19 protein-coding genes are annotated in these 20,374 nt (G+C 55.1%); 8 read left to right on the top strand and 11 right to left on the bottom strand.

From position 1 onward, the window contains the following. Positions 1 to 162: 162 nt before the first annotated feature. The 3 genes from ppdK to ACFQDM_RS04200 all read right to left on the bottom strand — a co-directional run bounded on the left by ppdK (position 163) and on the right by ACFQDM_RS04200 (position 5,533). Positions 163 to 2,850 (bottom strand): pyruvate, phosphate dikinase, encoded by a 2,688-nt coding sequence (gene ppdK / locus ACFQDM_RS04210; protein WP_377375905.1) that lies wholly within the window; start codon positions 2,848 to 2,850, stop codon positions 163 to 165. An 11-nt stretch (positions 2,851 to 2,861) separates the two neighbouring features. After that, complete coding sequence (glyS, locus tag ACFQDM_RS04205; protein ID WP_377375902.1) at positions 2,862 to 4,949, bottom strand: glycine--tRNA ligase subunit beta; 2,088 nt, start codon at positions 4,947 to 4,949, stop codon at positions 2,862 to 2,864. Positions 4,950 to 5,155: 206 nt separating this feature from the next. Continuing rightward, positions 5,156 to 5,533, bottom strand: coding sequence for a hypothetical protein (locus ACFQDM_RS04200; RefSeq protein WP_377375899.1), 378 nt, complete (start codon positions 5,531 to 5,533; stop codon positions 5,156 to 5,158). Between the two features lie 189 nt (positions 5,534 to 5,722). On the opposite strand from ACFQDM_RS04200, the gene ACFQDM_RS04195 reads away from it, so the two are divergent. The 3 genes from ACFQDM_RS04195 (at position 5,723) to ACFQDM_RS04185 (ending at position 7,219) form a co-directional block, all read left to right on the top strand. Continuing rightward, a complete protein-coding gene (locus ACFQDM_RS04195) occupies positions 5,723 to 5,884 on the top strand; it encodes a hypothetical protein (RefSeq protein ID WP_377375897.1) in 162 nt (53 codons plus the stop codon). Between the two features lie 111 nt (positions 5,885 to 5,995). After that, complete coding sequence (locus ACFQDM_RS04190) at positions 5,996 to 6,814, top strand: hypothetical protein (protein ID WP_377375894.1); 819 nt, start codon at positions 5,996 to 5,998, stop codon at positions 6,812 to 6,814. Between the two features lie 93 nt (positions 6,815 to 6,907). Beyond that, positions 6,908 to 7,219 (top strand): hypothetical protein, encoded by a 312-nt coding sequence (locus ACFQDM_RS04185; RefSeq protein ID WP_377375891.1) that lies wholly within the window; start codon positions 6,908 to 6,910, stop codon positions 7,217 to 7,219. A gap of 52 nt (positions 7,220 to 7,271) precedes the next feature. Here ACFQDM_RS04185 and arfB read toward each other — a convergent pair whose 3' ends face one another. Next, the gene (gene arfB / locus ACFQDM_RS04180) at positions 7,272 to 7,697 is read right to left on the bottom strand and encodes an alternative ribosome rescue aminoacyl-tRNA hydrolase ArfB (protein WP_377375888.1); all 426 of its coding nucleotides are present in this window, start codon (positions 7,695 to 7,697) and stop codon (positions 7,272 to 7,274) included. Between the two features lie 39 nt (positions 7,698 to 7,736). Next, positions 7,737 to 8,633, bottom strand: a complete 897-nt coding sequence (locus tag ACFQDM_RS04175) for a glycine--tRNA ligase subunit alpha (protein WP_377375885.1) — start codon at positions 8,631 to 8,633, stop codon at positions 7,737 to 7,739. 309 nt (positions 8,634 to 8,942) lie between these two features. Between ACFQDM_RS04175 and ACFQDM_RS04170 the strand changes: the two genes are divergently transcribed. Further along, entirely contained in the window at positions 8,943 to 10,109 is a 1,167-nt protein-coding gene (locus tag ACFQDM_RS04170; RefSeq protein WP_377375883.1) for a pyridoxal phosphate-dependent aminotransferase, read from the top strand. An 82-nt stretch (positions 10,110 to 10,191) separates the two neighbouring features. On the opposite strand, the gene ACFQDM_RS04165 is transcribed toward ACFQDM_RS04170, so the two are convergent. Together ACFQDM_RS04165 and ACFQDM_RS04160 are read right to left on the bottom strand one after the other, a co-directional pair. Beyond that, positions 10,192 to 10,932, bottom strand: coding sequence for a tRNA1(Val) (adenine(37)-N6)-methyltransferase (locus ACFQDM_RS04165; RefSeq protein WP_377375880.1), 741 nt, complete (start codon positions 10,930 to 10,932; stop codon positions 10,192 to 10,194). Next, entirely contained in the window at positions 10,929 to 11,132 is a 204-nt protein-coding gene (locus tag ACFQDM_RS04160; protein WP_377375877.1) for a putative signal transducing protein, read from the bottom strand. The genes ACFQDM_RS04165 and ACFQDM_RS04160 overlap by 4 nt, the downstream gene beginning before the upstream one ends. Before the next feature lie 227 nt (positions 11,133 to 11,359). On the opposite strand from ACFQDM_RS04160, the gene ACFQDM_RS04155 reads away from it, so the two are divergent. Further along, positions 11,360 to 12,376 carry a polyprenyl synthetase family protein gene (locus ACFQDM_RS04155; RefSeq protein WP_377375874.1) on the top strand — a complete coding sequence of 339 codons (1,017 nt, stop codon included), beginning with the start codon at positions 11,360 to 11,362 and terminating at the stop codon, positions 12,374 to 12,376. A 14-nt stretch (positions 12,377 to 12,390) separates the two neighbouring features. On the opposite strand, the gene ACFQDM_RS04150 is transcribed toward ACFQDM_RS04155, so the two are convergent. From ACFQDM_RS04150 to ACFQDM_RS04135, 4 genes are all read right to left on the bottom strand, one after another. Continuing rightward, on the bottom strand, positions 12,391 to 13,425 hold the full coding sequence (locus ACFQDM_RS04150; RefSeq protein ID WP_377375872.1) for a glycosyltransferase family 4 protein: 1,035 nt from the start codon (positions 13,423 to 13,425) through the stop codon (positions 12,391 to 12,393). Positions 13,426 to 13,454: 29 nt separating this feature from the next. Beyond that, complete coding sequence (locus ACFQDM_RS04145; protein ID WP_377375869.1) at positions 13,455 to 14,366, bottom strand: 4-(cytidine 5'-diphospho)-2-C-methyl-D-erythritol kinase; 912 nt, start codon at positions 14,364 to 14,366, stop codon at positions 13,455 to 13,457. 17 nt (positions 14,367 to 14,383) lie between these two features. Continuing rightward, entirely contained in the window at positions 14,384 to 16,147 is a 1,764-nt protein-coding gene (locus ACFQDM_RS04140; RefSeq protein ID WP_377375866.1) for a tetratricopeptide repeat protein, read from the bottom strand. 197 nt (positions 16,148 to 16,344) lie between these two features. Continuing rightward, positions 16,345 to 18,027: an electron transfer flavoprotein-ubiquinone oxidoreductase gene (locus ACFQDM_RS04135; RefSeq protein ID WP_377375863.1), complete on the bottom strand. Its 1,683-nt coding sequence runs from the start codon at positions 18,025 to 18,027 to the stop codon at positions 16,345 to 16,347. 361 nt (positions 18,028 to 18,388) lie between these two features. On the opposite strand from ACFQDM_RS04135, the gene ACFQDM_RS04130 reads away from it, so the two are divergent. From ACFQDM_RS04130 to ACFQDM_RS04120, 3 genes are all read left to right on the top strand, one after another. After that, positions 18,389 to 19,195 carry a uracil-DNA glycosylase gene (locus tag ACFQDM_RS04130; protein WP_377375861.1) on the top strand — a complete coding sequence of 269 codons (807 nt, stop codon included), beginning with the start codon at positions 18,389 to 18,391 and terminating at the stop codon, positions 19,193 to 19,195. Positions 19,196 to 19,224: 29 nt separating this feature from the next. Further along, the gene (locus ACFQDM_RS04125; protein ID WP_377375858.1) at positions 19,225 to 19,908 is read left to right on the top strand and encodes a TIGR04283 family arsenosugar biosynthesis glycosyltransferase; all 684 of its coding nucleotides are present in this window, start codon (positions 19,225 to 19,227) and stop codon (positions 19,906 to 19,908) included. Positions 19,909 to 19,998: 90 nt separating this feature from the next. After that, complete coding sequence (locus tag ACFQDM_RS04120; protein ID WP_377375856.1) at positions 19,999 to 20,364, top strand: DUF4260 domain-containing protein; 366 nt, start codon at positions 19,999 to 20,001, stop codon at positions 20,362 to 20,364. Positions 20,365 to 20,374 lie beyond the last annotated feature (10 nt).

The following is a 20,374-nucleotide window of genomic DNA, read 5'->3' as shown; positions in this document are numbered from 1 at the left end:
AGCCCGGAGCGCAGAAAAGACGATTCTTCACAAAAATTTAAGCAAAAGACAGCGATTAGCCGGCTCTCAGCAGAAGGTTTTCACGTTCAGAATCGCAAAAAAAGACCCGGCCTGCGTTTGTTTCAGACCGGGTCCTTTGTTTTTTGTGCTCAGAAAACCGACTTAGTCAGCTTTTCTCAGAGCGGCATGCGCTGCGGCCAGACGCGCGATCGGCACGCGGAATGGGGAGCAGGAAACATAATCCAGGCCCGTGTTGTGGCAGAAATAGATGGAAGCCGGATCGCCGCCATGCTCACCACAAATGCCAAGCTTGATACCCGGGCGGGTCTGACGACCACGCTCCACACCGATTTTCACCAGTTCGCCAACGCCATCCTGATCGATCGTGACGAATGGATCTTTCTCGTAGATGCCCGCTTCTTCATAGGCCTTGAGGAAGCGACCCGCGTCGTCGCGGCTGATGCCGAGCGCTGTCTGGGTCAGATCGTTCGTGCCGAATGAGAAGAACTCAGCTTCTTCTGCAATATCTCCGGCGCGCAGAGCAGCGCGCGGCAGCTCAATCATCGTACCGATGAGATATTCCAGCTCAGTTGAAGCTGCCGCGAACACAGACTTCGCAACGCCTTCAATCTTTCCTTTGAGGATTTCGAGCTCTTTCTTCGTGCCAACCAACGGGATCATGATTTCCGGAATTGGCTTATGGCCTGTTTCTTCGGCAACCCTGATGGCGGCCTCAAAAATAGCCTGTGCCTGCATCTCGTAGATCTCAGGATAGGTGATACCGAGGCGGCAACCGCGGTGACCGAGCATCGGGTTTGATTCCTGGAGCTCATCTGCGCGAGCTTTGAGCGCTTTCACGTCAAGGCCGGTGCCTTTCGCGACTTCCTCAATGTCCGCGTCTGTATGCGGCAGGAATTCGTGAAGCGGCGGGTCGAGCAGACGGATCGTGCAAGGACGGTCTTCCATGATGCGGAAGATCTCCGCGAAGTCATCACGCTGGAATGGCAGAAGCTTGCCAAGCGCAGCTTTACGGCCTGCCGTGTCCGACGCGAGGATCATTGCACGAACAACCGGAATACGCTCAGCGTCGAAGAACATGTGCTCAGTCCGGCAAAGGCCAATGCCTTCTGCGCCAAAGGATTTCGCTGTCTCGACGTCTGCTGGTGTTTCCGCATTGGTGCGGACTTTCAGCTTGCGTGCACGGTCTGCCCAGACCATCAGCTCACCGAAATCACCGGAGAGATCCGGCTGAGACATCTCGACTTCACCGAAAAGCACCTGACCTTCTGCGCCGTCGACCGTGATGATCTCACCTTTTTTCACTTCGCGACCACCGACGCGGAAAATACCGCCGGCTTCGTCGATCTGCATGGAACCGGCACCACAGACGCATGGGCGGCCCATGCCGCGCGCAACAACCGCTGCGTGGCTGGTCATACCGCCACGTGCTGTGACAATTGCCTGAGCAGCGTGCATGCCGTGAATGTCTTCCGGGCTCGTTTCAAGACGAACCAGAATGACTTTCTCACCAGCCGCAGCCATTTCAGCCGCTTCATCAGAGCTGAAGACAACCTTACCAACAGCAGCGCCCGGGCTCGCAGGCAGGCCCTGAACGAGCAGATCACGCTCTGCTTCCGGCTTGATGGTCGGGTGGAGCAACTGGTCAAGCTGACCCGGCTCGAGGCGCAGCACCGCTTCTTCTTCGGAAATCAGGCCGTCATGGCACATATCCACTGCGATTTTCAGCGCCGCGGCTGCCGTACGCTTACCGTTACGGGTCTGCAGCATGTAGAGCTTGTTGTTCTCGACCGTGAACTCAATGTCCTGCATGTCACGATAGTGCTTTTCGAGCGTCTGTGCGACGTCGACAAGCTGTTCGTAAACCGCTGGCATCTCGACTTCGAGCGGCGTCAGGTCAGAGTTGATGCGCTCAGCGCGTGCTTTGGAGATTGGCGCTGGCGTACGGATACCCGCCACAACGTCCTCACCTTGCGCGTTGACCAGGAACTCACCATAGAACTGGTTTTCACCGGTGGACGGGTCACGCGTAAAGGCAACACCTGTCGCTGACGAGTCGCCCATATTGCCAAAGACCATCGACTGAACATTGACCGCTGTGCCCCACGCCTGCGGAATGTCGTTCAGTTTGCGATAGAGGATCGCACGGTCGTTCATCCACGAACCGAAAACGGCCGTAATGGCGCCCCAAAGCTGTTCCTTCGGATCTTCCGGGAACGGGTTGGAGCTGAGTTTTTTGACCGCAGCTTTGTACTTCTCAATGACATCCATCCAGTTCTCAGCGCTGAGCTCTGTGTCTTCGTGGAAGTCATTCACTTCTTTGTACTGATCGAGAATGTGCTCGAATTCATGGTGCGGAAGCCCCAGCACAACGTTCGAATACATCTGGATAAAGCGGCGATAGCTGTCGAACGCAAAACGACGGTCGCCTGACAATTTCGCCAGACCTTCCGTGGTCGTGTCGTTCAGACCGAGGTTCAGAACGGTGTCCATCATGCCTGGCATAGAAGCGCGTGCACCGGAACGTACGGAAACGAGGAGTGGGTTCGACGCGTCGCCGAACTTCTTGTCTGTCTTTTCTTCCAGCGCCGTCAGCGCTGCTTCGACCTGGCCGCTCAGCGTGTCCGGGTATTTTTCACCCAGCTCATAATATGCCGTGCAGACCTCTGTCGTGATGGTGAATCCTGGAGGCACTGGCAGACCGAGTGTCGCCATTTCTGCCAGGTTCGCACCTTTACCACCGAGCAGATTGCGCATGCTGGCATCACCATCGGAACTCCCCCCACCGAAAGAGTAAACCCAGCGCACATCTGTTCCCGCTGACATGGTCATCCGTTTATCCCCTAACCTTCAATTTTTGAAAAATCTGCGACGCGGTCGAGCACATCTTTGATGCTCGAAAGCAGGTACAATCTGTTTTGACGCACTGCATCATCGTCTGCATTCACTGTTACGCGGTCGAAAAACGCATCGATAGGTCCGCGTAGATTACTCATTGCTGCCATTGCACCCTCGAAATCCTCCGTTTGCAAAGCAGCGGCTGTCTTACTTTCGCCTTCTTTCAGGGCGGCGAACAAGTCCTTTTCTTCTTTTTCTGCGAGAAGAGCTTCATTGACCAGTCCTTGGTAGGATTTGCCGTCTTTTTTCTCTTCTGCTTTGAGAATGTTGGTCGCGCGCTTGTATCCCGCGAGCAGATTGGCGCCATTCTCACTTTCCAGGAAGCCGGACAGTGCCTCAACACGTTTGGTGATGGCAACCAGATCATCTTCGCCCAATGCAAACACGGCATCAATCAGGTCGTGACGCACGCCCTGGTCGCGCATGTGCTGCTTCAGACGATCCGCGAAGAACACAATGAGGCTGGCCCCATAGTCGCTCCAGTCACTTCCGTCGAAACCTACCTTACGGTCTGCAAGCCCCATATCGGCCCGACCACAAACGTCTTCCAAACCGAACCGAACATCGTTCTCCAGCACGATACGCACAACACCCAGGGCAGCGCGGCGGAGTGCGAACGGGTCTTTAGAGCCGGTGGGTTTCTCATCGATCGCCCAGAAGCCCACCAGCGTATCGAGCTTGTCAGCGAGCGCGACGGCGATGCTGACCTGCGCTGTTGGCACGGCATCTGAAGGGCCTTGCGGCTTGTAGTGATCGCGAATGGCGTCGGCGATAGCGACACTCTCCCCCTGTTTCAGAGCGTAATAACGTCCCATGACGCCCTGAAGTTCCGGGAATTCATAAACCATCTCTGAAACGAGATCAGACTTGCACAGACGCGCGGCACGCTCAGCTTCATCCGCATCCGCGCCAACGTTCGGCGCCAGCTCGCGCGCGAGCTTTGCGACGCGCTCCACCTTGTCCGCAATCGTGCCGAGTTCTTTCTTGAAATCGATGGTTGCAAGCTTCTGCCCCATATCTTCAAGAGATGTCGCGAGGTCATTGTCCCAGAAGAAGCGTGCATCGTTCAGACGCGCCGACAGGACCCGCGAATTGCCTTGCGCAATCTTCTGTCCGCCATCCGTCGCAGCAATATTGGCGACCACAACGAAATTCGGCGCCAGGCCGCCGGTTTTCGGATCGCGCACCGCAAAATATTTCTGGTGGACCCGCATGGACAGCTGGATCACCTCTTCGGGCAAATCCAGAAAAGCCGGGTCCATCTCGCCCAGCAAGACGACAGGCCACTCAGCAAGGCCGGTCACCTCTTCCAGCAGACCGATATCCTCAACCAGTTCCAATCCGGCATCTGCGCAGACTTTGCGTGCATTCTGAAGAATCGTCTCGCGACGCTCTTCCCGGTTCAGCATCACATGGCCAACATCTTCCAGCGCCGCGCGATAATCGCGCGCATCAGAAATCGTATATGGGCCGCGACCATGAACACGGTGGCCTTCAATCTCATCACCAGAGGATATGCCATCCACCTCAAACGGGACCACCTTGCCACCGAACAGACAGGTGATGCGCTGCAGCGGGCGAACCCAACGCAGATCGCCCGAGCCCCAGCGCATGCTCTTCGGCCAGTGGAACCCACGGATAATGGCCGGAATGGCTTCGGCGATAATGTCTTCGGCATTGCGGCCAGGCGTTTCGATAATCGCGACGTAGAAATCACCCTTTTTCGGGTCTGACTTGATCTCAGCCTGATCGATCGAGCTAAGACCCGCACCGCGCATGAAGCCCTCTACAGCTTTCTCTGGCGCGCCGACTTTCGGTCCTTTGCGCTCCTCGCGCACATCCTGAGATTTCGGCGCCACGTCTTCAATGATCACGGTCAGTCGACGCGGACCAGAAAGCGTTTCCACCGAACCGAAGGCCAATCCTGCTGACGACAGGGAATCGGTCAGGGCTTTACCGAGATCACTTTCGGCCTTGGCCTGCATACGGGCCGGGATTTCTTCACTAAAGAGTTCAAGCAAAAGCTGAGGCATGACACCGCCGGAAAATTACAGTCTGGATCGGCATAAGCCCTGTGCGCTGTGGGTCAAGTCAGATGTCGCCTGCAAAAGTATACGGGGCAAAAATCTTAGACGATTTTCACCCCGCATACCTATCTCGCTGCAAGCGCCGGTTCAGCTCGCAGAGTCTACCGCTGGCCGGAAAGGCTCAAGGCAGACTTTTTGCCCGAGATATTCGGTCAGACCTCAACATTCCGGATGTCGTCGATCTGATAGGTCAGCGCATCTTCGTCATCCCCATGCGCAATGGTCACATAAGATCCGTGCAGAATCTGGTGGTCCGCAAGCTTGTATAATGGCTCATCTGGACCTTCGCTTTCTTCATCATAATGAAAGTACCAATTGCTGCCGCGATGGGTGAGAAAACCGTCCGCCTTCAGACTGTCATCGGTGTGGAAACGACGAACCGTGCAGTGCTTTTTCACATCCCGCCAGGCTTCCGTGTCCAGCCTGGCATCATTGTCGAGCGGCGCGACAATCACATATCCCTGATCGTGATCACCTTCAGGAAAACCCGGGTTACGCGCCAGCCTCAAAACAATCTGCTTCAGTTGCATTCCTACCTCCAAGCTTGAATTTGCTACGTTAAACGAAGCTATACCCATAATATTGGTAAGGCCATGCAGGGATGAAATGCGACAGATTGGCTGTATCAGGCGGCGCGCAGTTTTTCAGACTGCAGCCAAAGCTGCCCAAGGGTATCTGCGAACTCGAAAGTTTCAGCATGCCGTCGCTGAAATTCGGTCGTGATCCAGCGCGCATGCGCCATCAATCTCGCGGTTGCAGATGGTTCGGCCACCATCAACGCAATGAACGTGAAAAGACTCGATCCTGCGCAAGACATCCATTTCCACATGCTGGCCCTCCACCATCTGCGCGTTTCAGCAATACTGGCAGCACTTGTCTGAACGATGCGCAGGCGATGTTTTCATTTTCCGTTCATTTAAAACCCTGCGTCCGCTTTTCATCCTTGAATGCGTTTGAAAGAATAGATCGAAATGCGGTGTGGGAGCGAACCAATGAAACAGACGATTTACGCGATTTTAGCAGGCCTCGGGCTCGCCGTTGTCGGAACAACAGCATCTGCGAACGAAACCGTACGAACAGCCTGCGAGGCCAATGCATCACTGGACGCGCTCGATTGCGCATGCGTCAGCGATGGCTTTGACGAAAACGCAGCTGATTTGAGCGCCGCGCAGACAGAAACTCTCGCAGATCTGATGGCACAGAGCTTTGGCGACAAAGCCGCCGCCGCCCGCATTGCGTCAGCAGACCCGATGACATTCATGGCGATTTCAGAAGAAATGAGCCTTCTGGGTGACCTCCCCGCCAATTGCGTCTCAAGCGAAAAAGAAGCCGAAATGGAACAGGCGGAAAATGAAGCCACACGTCTGAACGCGGAAGCCGATGCACAGGCCGCTGCCTATGAAGCAGAGATGGCCGCAATTCCCACCGCGCCTGCACCGCCGGAAGTCACCGATCCGGATAACCACCCTGCCCTTGCCGGCTCGGCAGGCGTGGACGCCGCCACCAGGTTTCGCGATGTCGTCATTGCCGAGTGTATGAGCTTTGGAAATTCCGCCGGTTTTTGCGGATGCAGCGCCGACGAAATGGAAAAGCAGCTGAGCCCCAATGTCGCTGAGGCCTATTTCGTCTCACAGAAGGTATGGCGTGAAGCTGAAAGCGGTGAACATGCCTGGGACGACGTGGAAACCGTTCAGGCTCAAAGGCTGGGTGTCTCGGAAAAAGAGCTCAAAGAGCTGATTGGCCGTTACAATCATTTCGTGCAATCAAAGGAACGCGAGCATATCAGCTATGCCTGTCAGGCGTATCGATAGGTAGGCCTTCAGCGCTCAGCGAAACTGCAATTTTGGGTTGATATAGAGTCTTCAACGTGGTCTCAAAGACATGGGTAAATGGAGGACCACGCAATGATGAAAACTGTCATTCCCGCGCTTGTTTGCGCGTTTGCTATTCCGGCATCGGCTCAAGCCGTAAAGGAAGTTGAAAAGACTGAAATTCGAACCGCGCAGAAAATGAAGGTGCACAAACCGGATTGCGACAAACTTGGAAATTTTGAAATTCAGGATTTCAAGAAATGCCAGAAATCCAAGTACAAGAAAGATCCTGTCTGCACCAAACTCGGCAATTTCGAGATTCAGGATTTCAAATCGTGCGAGCGTAAAAAAGCCGATCTTGAACCGAAAGACGATTCGCTTCTTCAGTTCGAAATTCAACGCTAAGCTTATAGCCCCGGCAAGTGGGACGTGCCGGGGCTCTCTGCATGCCTGACGACTACGCTTCACCGGGGTCGACCTTGCCGCGCAGAGACTTGACCTGCCCGCGCTGGGTTTTCTTATCCATACGCTTCCGCTGCGCCGACTTTGACGGCCGGGTTGGAATGCGCCGCTTTGGTGCAATCAAAGCCTTCTCAATCATTTCCGTCAGACGTTCGCGTGCGATCTCCCGATTGCGTGCCTGACTTCGCGTATCCTGTACTTTCAGGATCAGCGCGCCATCGTCGGTCCATTTGCGACCCGCAATGCGTTTGAGACGACGTTTTACGGGATCAGGGAGGCTTGGACTGCGCTCTGCCTCAAACCGCAACTCGACGGCGGTTGCGACCTTATTGACGTTCTGACCGCCAGGCCCGGAGGACGTTGTGAAACTCTCGGTCAGTTCCCAGTCCTGAATTTGGATCGCGTCATTAATGTGCAGCATGTCTGACGCCGCATCTGCTAACCCACACTATTATAGGGGCTAAGCAGCACGCTCCTCTTCCTGCTTTGCCCAGAGTTCCGCGGCACCGCGCGCGAGATCACGCACGCGAGCGATAAAGGCCTGACGCTCAGTCGGGCTGATCGCACCGCGCGCATCAATCAGGTTGAACGTATGTGATGCTTTCAGCGCATAGTCATAGGCTGGCAGAGGTTTGCCCGCTTCACGCAATGAAGTGGACTGGCTTTCACAATCGGCAAACCAGCGCTTCAGCATATCGACATCGGAATGTTCGAAATTGAAGGCAGACTGCTGGCGTTCATTCTCCAGGAACACATCGCCATATGTCAGCGGATATGCACTGTCCGGATCATTGAACGGCAGCTCATACACATTATCAACGCCAAACACATACATGGCGAGGCGTTCCAGGCCATAAGTCAGCTCGCCGGAAACAGGACGCACATCCAGGCCGCCGACCTGTTGGAAATAGGTGTACTGGCTGACTTCCATCCCGTCACACCAGACTTCCCAGCCAAGCCCCCAGGCGCCAACCGTCGGGTTTTCCCAGTCATCTTCAACAAAGCGGATATCGTGCACCATCGGATCAATGCCGATCGCGTAGAGACTTTCCAGATAGAGGTCCTGAAGATTGATCGGATTTGGCTTCAGAATGACCTGAAACTGATAATAATGGCCGAGACGGTTCGGGTTCTCACCATAGCGCGCATCAGCTGGTCGGCGCGATGGTTGAGCGTAAGCGACATTCCACGGCTTTGGGCCAAGTGCGCGCAACACAGTTGCAGGGTGCAGCGTACCAGCGCCGACTTCCATGTCATAAGGCTGCAGGACCGCGCAGCCCTTATCCGCCCAGTAGTTCTGGAGCGTCAGAATGATATCCTGAAAACCTTTGGGTTTGGCAGCTGTCTTGATGGTCATGTCCGGCTTTCCTTAAGTCGCGCGAAACTAGCCAAAGCTGCCCGGCGAAACAAGCGCACATTTCGGCTTCTTTTCTGAACGGATATCTGGCCCGCCACGTCCCCGCACTGATCTGCAATTCTCGCTGCTTGAGAGATTAAGATAACGCCTCAGGAATAAGCACACATGCTGTAAGGATGAACGGTTTTCAGAACTCCGCACGGCGAAAGGTCACTTCCTCTTGCAAAACGCGAGTTTTCGGCAGGCAATACCTCAAGGATGCGGGTTTTCGATTGCACCACCCGCCTGACGCAAGCTGAGGTATACGTGATGTCAGATTCACTTCTTGAGGAACCCCAAAACCTGTCTCGACGCAACTGGCTGAAAATGGCCGGTCTGGGGGCAAGCGCGATGAGCGCTGCCGGTTTTATTTCAGCATGCGCGCAGCAGAGCGCGGAAGCGGCTGATGCGATCGGTGAACCCGACAAAGACGCGCTGGCCATTCTGTCATCCAATGAGAACCCTTTCGGTCCGTCTCCAAAGGCCATTGAGGCAATGAAAGGCGAGCTTGGAAACATTTACCGCTACACCTACCCAAGCCTTGTGAAACTGGGCGAGCAGATTGCGGCGAAGGAAGATGTCTCGCCGGATGAAGTCATCATCGCAAATGGCTCCACTCCTTTGCTGGCGACCTTCTCACTCTGGGCCAAGCAGAATGACAAAACGATCATCACATCGGCGCTGACCTATGAAGGCGTTCCACGCGTCGCTGAGGCCTTTGGCGTTCCGGTTTCCTATACCCCAACCAAGCCTGATCTCGGATATGACCTGGAAGCCATTGCCGCGCAGGTGAAGCCAGGCACTTGTGTTTATCTTTGCAACCCGAACAATCCGACCGGCAAAACCATGGACCCGGCTGAACTCGACGCCTTTATGGACGAATTTTCAGCCAAGGTGCCCGTGTTTGTCGACGAAGCCTATCTCGACATGGCAGACGACTTTCCAGCTGGTGTCATGACGAAATATGTCAGAATGGGACGCCCGGTCATTGTCGCGCGCACCTTCTCAAAAATCTACGCCATGGCGGGGCAACGTGTCGGCTATGCATTACTGCCAACCGACATGCGCAATGAGATGATGGGCTATGGCCACCTTTCAAACGTCAACAAGCTCGGCATTGTTGCAGCGTCAGCAGCGCTAGCTGATACCGCCTATTTTGAAGAAATGCGCCTGAAAACGAAGCTCGGCCGTGAAAAGCTGATTGCGATGGCCAAAGACCTTGGCCGTCCAATCGCGGAAAATCCACAAGGCAGCTTCATCTATATGGATCTGGGCATGAACAACGCCGAATTTGCAGCGAAAATGCTGGAGAAAGGTGTACGCGTCGTGGGGGCGCGTTGGTCGGAGAAACCGGAATGGACACGCATCTGTGTGGGTCTCGATCATGAAATCGAGAAATGCCATGCAGCTGCGAAGGACATTCTGACTTCGATCTAAATAGCCGAAGGGAAGCGGCAAACAGGAAAGGCACGCCTCGGCGTGCCTTTTTCATTGGAAACCCACGAAAGACGCAAATACCTTACCAGTTCAGTGGTCCGCCGTTCAGAATACGCTTGGCTTCATCGGTATATGTCGTCGTTCCGCGGCTGGGATACATGTTCATGCCGTCATGCAAAACAATGTCTCCGCGGCGAAGACCTTTACGCGCGGTGACAATCACCCGTTTTGCGGCTTCTCCCGGTGCAGACCGGATCGGGTAGACTTCAATCTGACCGGTTCGGCTCATCAGATAACTGAGAATATCGCCAAGCGCACCGCCGCGATGTATAATCGTGATCCGCCCCTTGGGTTTAGCAGCATGCAACATGGCCTTCAGCCAGTCTGCGAGCGACACATCCGCCATATAAGCGTGACTGCGTCCTTCATGCGGTGCCTGAATACGTCCCGGTTCAAAATAAGGTGGATTTGAAAACACCTGATCGAAACCGTTCTCCCAGTCCTTCGGCAGCTGGCTGATATCCGCCTCAACCACATTCACCCGGTCCGAGAACCGGTTGGCCTCAATTCCCCGCTTTGCCAGCGCCACCATAAGAGGCACGCGCTCCACCCCGGTAAAACGAGCCTCCAGCAAGCGGTGCGCCGATGGAAACAAAGCGCCGCCTGCCCCGCAGCCCAGTTCGAGGAAATGCTCGCCAGGTCGGCCATCAAGGCTCGCCGCGAGCAAAATGGCATCGAGCCCGGCCCGGTATCCTTTTTTCGGCTGGAAGAGTCGGACCTGTTCGTTCAGCAACCAGTCTTCTGTGACGTCTGAATCACTCAACGGTCGAGCTCCTTGAGGAGGTTACGTGCGCTCATTTCATCAGCTTCATTGATCAGGACCCGCCGCTGGATCGCGCCGATTGAGCCTTCCACAACCGACGTAAACTGGTCGGTGATGACATAGTCGATACCTGCATCGCTCAGGAGTGATTCCAGAAAAGAAAGTTCGATCATATTGTTGGTGCGATACAGCTCAACCATACGGGCCACCTTTAATCAGGATCAATTTTCCTGTGTGAAATGTGGGACAGTCCGTTGCCGACACAAGAAAATTCGCTTCAATTCATCGCATAACCTTGTTTCGGGACTGGACAAATCTCTTTTAAATCTCGAAATGAGGGCAAATGCGGCGCAGTTACGTTGAATGCATGTTCAGCACTTCACTTACGCCCGATTGATCCATATTGAACATATGTGTTTGAAAGGGTGTGACCTTGGAAGCTAATACGAAACCAGCGAAGACCGCCGGTGCATTTCAGACTCTCAGCAATTTGCTGAGTGAAGACGTCGCGGCAGTGGAAGCACTTCTCGAGTCGCGCTCTGCAAGTCCTGTATCTGTCATTCCCAATCTTTCCGGCTACATCGTATCAGCTGGTGGAAAGCGTTTGCGCCCACTCATTACCCTCGCGGTTGCGCGCGCTTGCGGCGCGACTGACATGGAGCCAGTGCATTGTCTGGCGACAGCGGTGGAATTCATCCACACAGCCACGCTGCTCCACGATGACGTTGTCGATGAATCGGATCTGCGCCGCGGCAAGCAGGCCGCAAAGAACATCTGGGGCAACTCCGCCAGCATTCTGGTTGGCGACTTCCTTTTTGCGCGTGCTTTCACGCTGATGGTCGAAACAGGCCGCCTGCCCGTTCTCGATATCCTGTCCAATGCATCCACTGTGATTGCCGAGGGTGAGGTTCACCAACTTGCAGTTCAGGGCCGACTGGATCTGCCAACCGAAGACTATCTCTCCATCATCGAAGCCAAGACCGCCGCACTGTTTGAAGCAGCCGCGCGCTCCGGCGCTGTTTGCGCAGACGCTGACGATGATGCGATTGCCGCCTTCGCAACCTATGGCAAGAACCTCGGCCTCGCCTTTCAGCTGGTCGACGATGCCCTCGACTATGGCGGCACAACAGCCGTAATCGGCAAATCCGTCGGGGACGACTTCCGCGAATGCAAGATCACGCTGCCTGTCGTCATTGCTCGCCGCCGCGGCAATGCCGAAGACAAGGCATTCTGGGATCGCGCGCTGAACCCTGACACGCAAAAAGACGAAGACCTGACACACGCAATCCATCTGATCCGCTCCACAGGCGCCGCTGAGGACACGTTCGCAGAGGCACGCTCCTATATCGCGATCGCCAAGAAAGCGATGAAGGCACTTCCGCCATCAGAATTCATTGATGCGCTGGCTGATCTTGCCGACTTCTGCGTCGAGCGCGCCTACTGATCCTACCGATACTGCTAGGGTACAAGGTAACCGTGCTCGATCGCTGAGCGGCGGATTTTCCGGCTGATAAAATACAAAATTGCCAGCAACAGGAAGAAGCCAACCATCGCCGTCCCACGCGGTAATGCGAAGGAGATGCCCGCGATCAAAATACCGTGCATGGCAATCCAGGCATATATCCAGGCAGTCAGCGCGTGGCTGGTACCCGCTTTTATCATCAGCTGAAAAATATGTTCGCGATGCGGCTGCAGCAGATTGCGCTTGTGCTTATAGCGCCAGATGAGGGTCAGCAGGACATCGCTCAGAAAGCCAATGAAGAGCGCCGGCGCAATCCACACCGATGTTTCAAGTCGGCTAACCCAGATGAGCGTAAGCGCGGCGAGATAGAACCCGACAAAAAGCGCCCCTGTATCTCCTGCGAACAGTTTGCCTCGTCCGTTCCAGAAGAGAAGTCCCAACAGCCCGCCACACAAAATCATGGCCAGTGTTGCCACATCCCAGATGCCTGTCAGACTGGCCAGCAGAGCCAATCCTGCGGAAATCATGGCGCAGGACCCCATCGCCAGGCCGTCAGATCCATCCATGAAATTGACGGCATTCGTGACGACAACGAGCCAGGCGGCCGAGCCAAGCACCCCGGCGATGACGCCAAGCTCGATATAATGCCGACCAAGATCAATAAACTCGACCCGTATTCCGACCATCGTAATGCCGAGGGCAATAATGAGCTGAGCCGCCAGTTTCGGCAGTGCCGGCAGAGTCGCAAGATCGTCCCAAAGCCCCATCACCAGCATGTAAATACAGGATGCAAACAGCGCGATATAGGTGAAGGAAAGCCAATCATCCGAGATCAGCAACATAACCAGACTTAGCGGCAAAACCGCAAAGAAAACAGCCAGTCCGCCCGATGTCGGCATGGCCTGAGCCTGTGATTTGCGCCCGCCATCCGGATGGTCTCTCGGTCCCTTCCAGAGCAAGAACCGGCCAATGAGCGCAGCAACGCAGCATGCAAGAACAGCAAGTCCCAATGCTGGCCACAGTTCACTCATGCTTTGTCTCTCCCGATTAATACAATCGATTAAAGTGAGAACCCTTCAGGGTCAAACCCCGCAGCGCCAAGCTGTGTGATGAAAGCGCGTCCAGCCGGAAAACGCCGCTCCATTTCGAAAGCAGCCGACCGCGCCGACATTTCCGTGTCGTAGATCGCAAAACAGGTCGCACCGGACCCGGAAAGCGCCGTCATGCTCTGGCCTTCAGTTGCTCGGAGCGCTGACAACACATCTGAAATCTCGGGAATGAGCGCACAGGCCGGCGCTTCAAGGTCGTTCTGATAATATGCTGAAAGCTGCGCAGCATAAGTCATTGGATCAAGAAATTCGGGCGGCGCCGTCTCAGCGAAATCCGCACGTGGCCCCATCGCGTCATACTTGCGGAAAACAGGCCCGGTCGGACAGGCAAGCCCCGGCCAGAAAATGAGCGCAGGCAGGACGGGATGCGGTGCCTTTAATGGCTCGACCCGATCGCCATCGCCTCGCATCAGCACCGGCTCACCAGCCACGCAAGCGGGCACATCACCCCCCAACGGAACAGCTATCTCCATCAGCTGCTTGCGATCAAATCCGAGCGACAGACCGGCATTCAACATCAACAGAACAGCGGCTGCATCAGCAGAGCCCCCGCCAATCCCCGCAGCTATCGGGAGGTGCTTTTCCAATGTCAGCGTGCCTGATACCCTCACACCGCTTGCTGCCTCGAGTGCCCGGACAGCGCGGAGAACCAGATTGCTCTCATCCGGCTCAAGCACTTCATTCGACCCGTTCGAAATCTGAAATGTGAGAGAGGGTTCGGAAGACGGCGCAAAAACAATGCGGTCTGCTGCACGTGCGTCGGCAAAAACGACCAGACTATCCAGCGGATGACGCCCGTCATCCCCTGGCGGCCCAACATGGAGATACAGGTTCACCTTCGCCGGTGCATGAATCGCAAACATGTCGACCTCTATGGCGTCTACTGAACACTGGTCTCAGCGTTGACGTCCGTTTCAACGAGCTTCTGTGCTTTATCGCTCAGCGGATCCAGACCATGTTCAAGTTTCAGCCGGATTTTCTCTGCATCTTCATCCGTCGGGTTGAGATTGAGCGCGTGTTCCCATTGGAAACGTGCCTGAAGCTCTTTTCCGGCCCGCCAGTATGCATCGCCCAGGTGATCATTTAGGATCGGATCATTGGCAGCCAGACCGACAGCGCGCTCCAGATACGTCACTGCCTCGTCATATTGGCCCATCTTGTAGTGTGCCCAGCCAAGACTATCGACGATGAAGCCAGATTGCGGGCTAAGCGCGACGGCTTGCTGGATGAGATTGAACGCCTCTTCGAGGTTTTCGCCGCGATCAACCCAGGAATAGCCAAGATAGTTCAGCACTTGCGGCTGATCCGGCTTGATATCGAGCGAACGCCGCAAGTCACGCTCGGCATCCGGCCACCGATCGAGTGCATCATGAGCGAGCCCACGTGCGTAATATGCACGCCAATCTTCTCGTCCGGCCTGCTCGTCCTCGGTTACAACCTTGTTGAACCAGCGATATGCCGCGTCATAGTTTTCCTGTGCCCTATTCAGGTCGCCAATCTGAATTGCGAGGTCACGATCACCGGTTTTGTCGAAGGCCTCCTGCGCGGTTTCGATCGCCTCAGCGTCACGATCAAGGCGCATGAGCACCCAGGCGAGCTGCCCTCTCGATGTCGCATAGAAAGGCGAGCTTGGCTTGATATCGTCCAGCACATAGACCGCTTCTTCGCGGCGACCGGCCTGATCAAGCGTATTGCCAAGCATGGTCCGGGCAAGATCGAGATCCGGATTGATGAAAAGTGCCAGCTCGAAATATGCGCTCGCAATGTCGTCTTCGCGCGTTTCGGCTGCCAGCGCTGCCGCGAGCGCATAGATGGAAAGACTTGCGCCCGTCCGCGCAGATACCGGTTTGGCCTTGATTGTCTTGCCTGCAAGGATGTCCTCACGAAGGCTGTCGATGGCCGGGTTCGGGCCGATTTCATTTCGAAACTGCTCGGTCAGAACAAGCGCCGCTTCGGTGTCGCCATTTGCAGCCAGCGTGCGCGCGAATTGCTCACACGCAATCGCGAGGCGCATCCGTTCATTCCAGACCGTCCAGAAGGTTTCGATCGCGTCCTCTTCCTCTCCCATGGATTGCTGAATAAACGCCAGCATGAAGAGGTTCACGCCGTCCAGAACGTCATCACCGATCAATGCCTCAATGACATGCGTCCGAGCAGCCTCACTCTCATCCATACCGACCGCAGCCCATGCGGACATAGAGCGGGAAACAACGCGGTTATAAAGATCGAAATTGTCGGTGGAGAGGATCTCCCGCGCGTCTTCATATCGTTCGCGACGGAAATAATCGGAGGCGAGAGTCAGCCTCGTGACCGCCTGAAGCTTATCGGCTTTGGACTGGCCTGTTTTGGCCAGACGCACAGCATCATTGGTTTCACCGGCAAGCAGCGAAAACAGAACCGCGCGCTCCAGCAGAAAACCATCCTCAGGATCGCGCTTGGCAGCACGTGATGCGGTCTCGGCTGCAAGCGCTGGATTTTGGTTCAGATAGGCATATCGCCCGATCAGAAAGTCAGAATACTGCTTTGCTTCCGGCGGCGGCGGTAAAAAGACTTCGCCTGGAGCTGTCGCTGACGGTGTCATGCAACCGGCGACAAAGGCACAGGCCGCCCCGGCAATACTGAACGCAAGAAATTTCTTCATCATGGAAGTCTGGAAGTATTGAACCAAAATTACAAACGTATTTTCGTCACGCTTCATCACAAACTGCAGTTTAGTCCGGCGCACGCCGGAAGACTGCAAAGAATATCGCGTTGATTGCGCAACTTATACGTTCAGGATGTCGCCACATTCAGAAAAGGCGGCTCAAACAAGCCGCCTTCCCATTCAGTCTGCGCTGCAGATCAGGTGTTCGGATATGCCGGACCGCCGCCACCTTCCGGTGTTTCCCAGTTGATGTTCTGGTTCGGGTCCTTGATATCGCAGGTCTTGCAGTGAATGCAGTTCTGCGAGTTGATCTGGAATTTCTTCTCACCATTCGTGTCTTCGACCCACTCATACACGCCCGCCGGGCAGTAACGCGCAGATGGACCATCAAAGACACCAAGCTCTGATGCTTTCTGGAGATCCATGTCTTTCACCTTCAGGTGACATGGCTGATCTTCAGCGTGGTAAGTGTTGGTGAACGACACGTTCGTCAGCTTGTCGAAGCTGATCACACCATCGGGCTTTGGATAATCGATCGGCTTGAACTTGGACGCTGGCTTCAGAGATGCAGCGTCGGTCTTGTCGTGAGACATCGTACCGAAAGGCGACCAGCCAATGATCTGGTTGAGCCACATCTCAACACCGCCGAGACCGGTACCGATAATGGTGCCGAATTTCGACAGCAATGGCTTCACGTTTCGAACCAGCTTCAGCTCGTTATAAACGCTCGATTCCTTGTAAGCTTCTTCGTATTCGAAGAGCTGGTCGCCTGAACGACCTTCCTGAAGGGCGTTGAACGCAGCTTCGGCGCCCATCATGCCGGTCAGGATCGCATTGTGAGAGCCTTTGATCCGAGGCACGTTCACAAAACCTGCAGAACAGCCAATCAGCGCGCCGCCCGGGAAAGTGAGCTTCGGCACAGACTGCCAGCCACCTTCGGTGATCGCACGTGCGCCATAAGCAACGCGCTTGCCACCTTCGATATATTTCAGAACTTCCGGGTGGTGCTTCCAGCGCTGGAATTCCTGATAAGGCGCAAGATAAGGGTTCTGATAGTTCAGGTGAACCACGAAACCGAGCGACACGAATGGCTCGCCATTGTCACGGAAGTGATAGAGGAAGCTGCCGCCGCCCGTCTTGTCATCGAGTGGCCAGCCCAGCGTGTGCTGAACATAACCTTCGTCGAAATTCTCTTCCGGAACCGACCAGACTTCCTTGAGACCAATACCGTATTTCTGCGGATCGCTGTCTTTATCAAGTTCGAACTGGCGGATGAGCTGTTTGGTCAGAGAGCCGCGCGTACCTTCTGCGAACAGAACATACTTGCCGAGCAGTTCCATGCCTGGCTCAAAATCCGGCTTTTGATTGCCCTCTGCATCCAGTCCCTGAACACCGGCAACGACGCCTTTGACTTCACCATTCTCGCCGTAAACAAGCTCGGAAGCCGCAAAGCCCGGGAAGATCTCAACGCCCATCTCTTCAGCTTGCGCACCAAGCCAGCGGCAGACATTTGCCAGAGAGCCGGTGAAATTGCCGTGGTTCTTCATGAAGCCAGGCATTGGCAGCCAGGAGATGTCGAACACACCGCTTGGACCAAGATATTTGAACTTGTCGCCCGTAACCTCAGTTTTCAGAGGACGATCATCGCTCGTACGCCAATCTGGAATCAGCGTGTCCAGACCGACCGGGTCCATAACGACACCAGACAGAATGTGAGCGCCGATCTCGCCGCCTTTTTCAATCAGGATTACAGAAAGTTCCTCGCCCTTTTCCTGAGCGAGCTGCATCAAGCGGATCGCAGCCGACAGACCAGCTGGTCCGCCGCCAATGATCAGCACATCGACTTCCATGGATTCGCGTTCGACAGCGTCTGACGCCATGCTTTTATCTCCCCGAGGTGCAAAATTACAGGTACCTGACAGTCACTTAGCGTGACTTGACGAAAGTCTAAAGGACCTTTCGACGCATAAGCACGTGAAAGTAGAGCCAACTACACTATTTTCGGCAAAAAAATGCGCGAATATTCAAAATTCTTGCCTTCAGCGCACAAGTCAGCCCCGAAATCAGAGAAATAGAAAGAATGACGATTTCGGAGATTTTCTTTCTCTGGCGTTGCACTCAGGGACCGCAAAACAGCCCAAGACTGACAACACGTCGTTACTGCCCTCGCCTTCGTGAACAACCACGCGACATTCGCTTTCATATTGCGAACGATCCATATAGGCTCTGCGCGCAATGCCAATGATCACATCTGACCACAAAACAGCGCTCGACGCCCTCACCGACTGGTGGGAAGGCGCAGGCGTGCATGTGGATCGCAAAGAGATCGAAAAGCTGATCCGCAATGCGAATCAGGCTGCACCGGTTACGCAGCTGCACGGTGGCGGCACGACCGCCAGAAAGAAGGCGGAACCCGATCACGTCGCAAAGGCAAAAGCGCTTGCTGGCGCTGCCGATACACTCGAAGCGCTGCAGGATGCTTTGACGCGGTTTGACGGATGCGAATTGAAAATGCTCGCTCAACACACCGTCTTCGCGGATGGCGCTGTTGATGCAGATGTCATGGTCATTGGCGAAGGTCCGGGCCGGGATGAGGACGAGCAAGGCATTCCGTTTGTGGGCAAAGCAGGCCATTTGCTGGATCGCATGCTGGCAAGCATCGGACTGTCTCGTGAGACCAACGCTTACATCACCAATGTGAATTTCTGGCGCCCGCCGGGCAACCGAAACCCAACGGACGATGAGCTGGCCATGTGCCGCCCGTTTGTGGATCGGCATATCGCGCTGAAGAAGCCAAAGCTGATCATTGTGACAGGCGCAGTCCCGGCAAAAGCGCTGCTGGATGTCAATGACGGCATCATGAAGCTACGCGGCAAGAAATACGATTTCATGCTTCCCGATAGCGCACAGAAGGTTCCGCTATTCCCCATCTTTCATCCAGCCTATCTGTTACGCCGCCCCGCAGAGAAAGCGCGGGCCTGGCAGGATTTGCAACAGATTTTGCTTGAGATGAAAAAACTGGGAATCGCGCCAGACAAACGACCATAACGTTTTCTGTATCCCGAGCGATCACACACATGCCTGCGCCGCTATCCATTATCATCCCGACGCTCAACGCCGAGGCCGAAATCCAGGCCTGCATGGCATCACTCGGCGCGGGGCTGACCGCCTCGCTGATCCGGGAAGTCATCATTGCGGATGGAGACTCGACGGATCAGACAATCCTTCCCGCTTTTGAAGCCGGTGCACGTATTCTCAAAAGTCCGGTCGGACGGGGCCGTCAGCTTCGAACCGGTGCGCGAAATGCAAAAGGCGACTGGTTCCTGTTCCTCCATGCGGACACACAGTTAGAGAGCAATTGGCCGGATGTGGTCTGGTCCCACATACAGAGCGCGCCGGATTGCGCGGGCGCTTTCCAGCTGGCCTATCGCAGCGATGCAGCGGAAGCGCGCTGGCTGGAAAAACGCGCCAATAAACGAGCACGCATGCTCGGCCTCCCCTATGGTGATCAGGGACTTCTGATTTCCAGAAAGCTCTATCAAGAACTCGGTGGATATTCGGACCAACCGTTGATGGAGGATGTCGATCTGGTTCGCAGGATCGGCAAGAATCAGCTGAAACACTTATCGGCACGCGCTTTCACATCCGCACACAAATATGAGCGCGATGGCTGGCGTAAGCGCGCTTACAAGAACGCATTCCTGCTTTTGCGTTACTATCTCGGCGCATCGCCGGAGAAACTGGCAAAGGCGTATCGATAGAGTCTTACTGCCACCATCGATTCCCAGCACGAATTCCCTTGTAAATATTTTTCAATCCATTCATCATTCATTTTTAGAAAAGGAAATGGAATGATCTGGTTGCGCCTGGAAGGCCTGTTTGTGCTGGCAATATCGACGCTGTCGTACTGGCAATCAGGCGGAAACTGGATCTGGTTCGCAGCCCTCTTCCTTGTGCCGGACCTGTCATTGCTGGGCTATCTCATGGGCCCACGGACTGGCGCCGTTTTCTACAATCTTGCACATAGTTATGTCGGACCAATATGTGCGCTTATCGGCCTCTGGCTATCAGGACAGACCGCACTTCTGCCCCTTGTACTGATCTGGTTCGCCCATATCGGCTTTGACCGCGCCCTCGGCTATGGGCTGAAGTATATGACGGGCTTTCGCCATACACATCTCGGTGAAATCGGACGCGAGCACGCACGCCAGCCTTGATCTTCCAGGG

The organism is Ponticaulis profundi (assembly GCF_042659465.1).
GTDB classification, from domain to species: domain Bacteria; phylum Pseudomonadota; class Alphaproteobacteria; order Caulobacterales; family Hyphomonadaceae; genus Ponticaulis; species Ponticaulis profundi.
The sequence above is the reverse complement of the archived record's forward strand: the minus strand, read 5'-3'. Positions and strand labels throughout refer to the sequence as shown.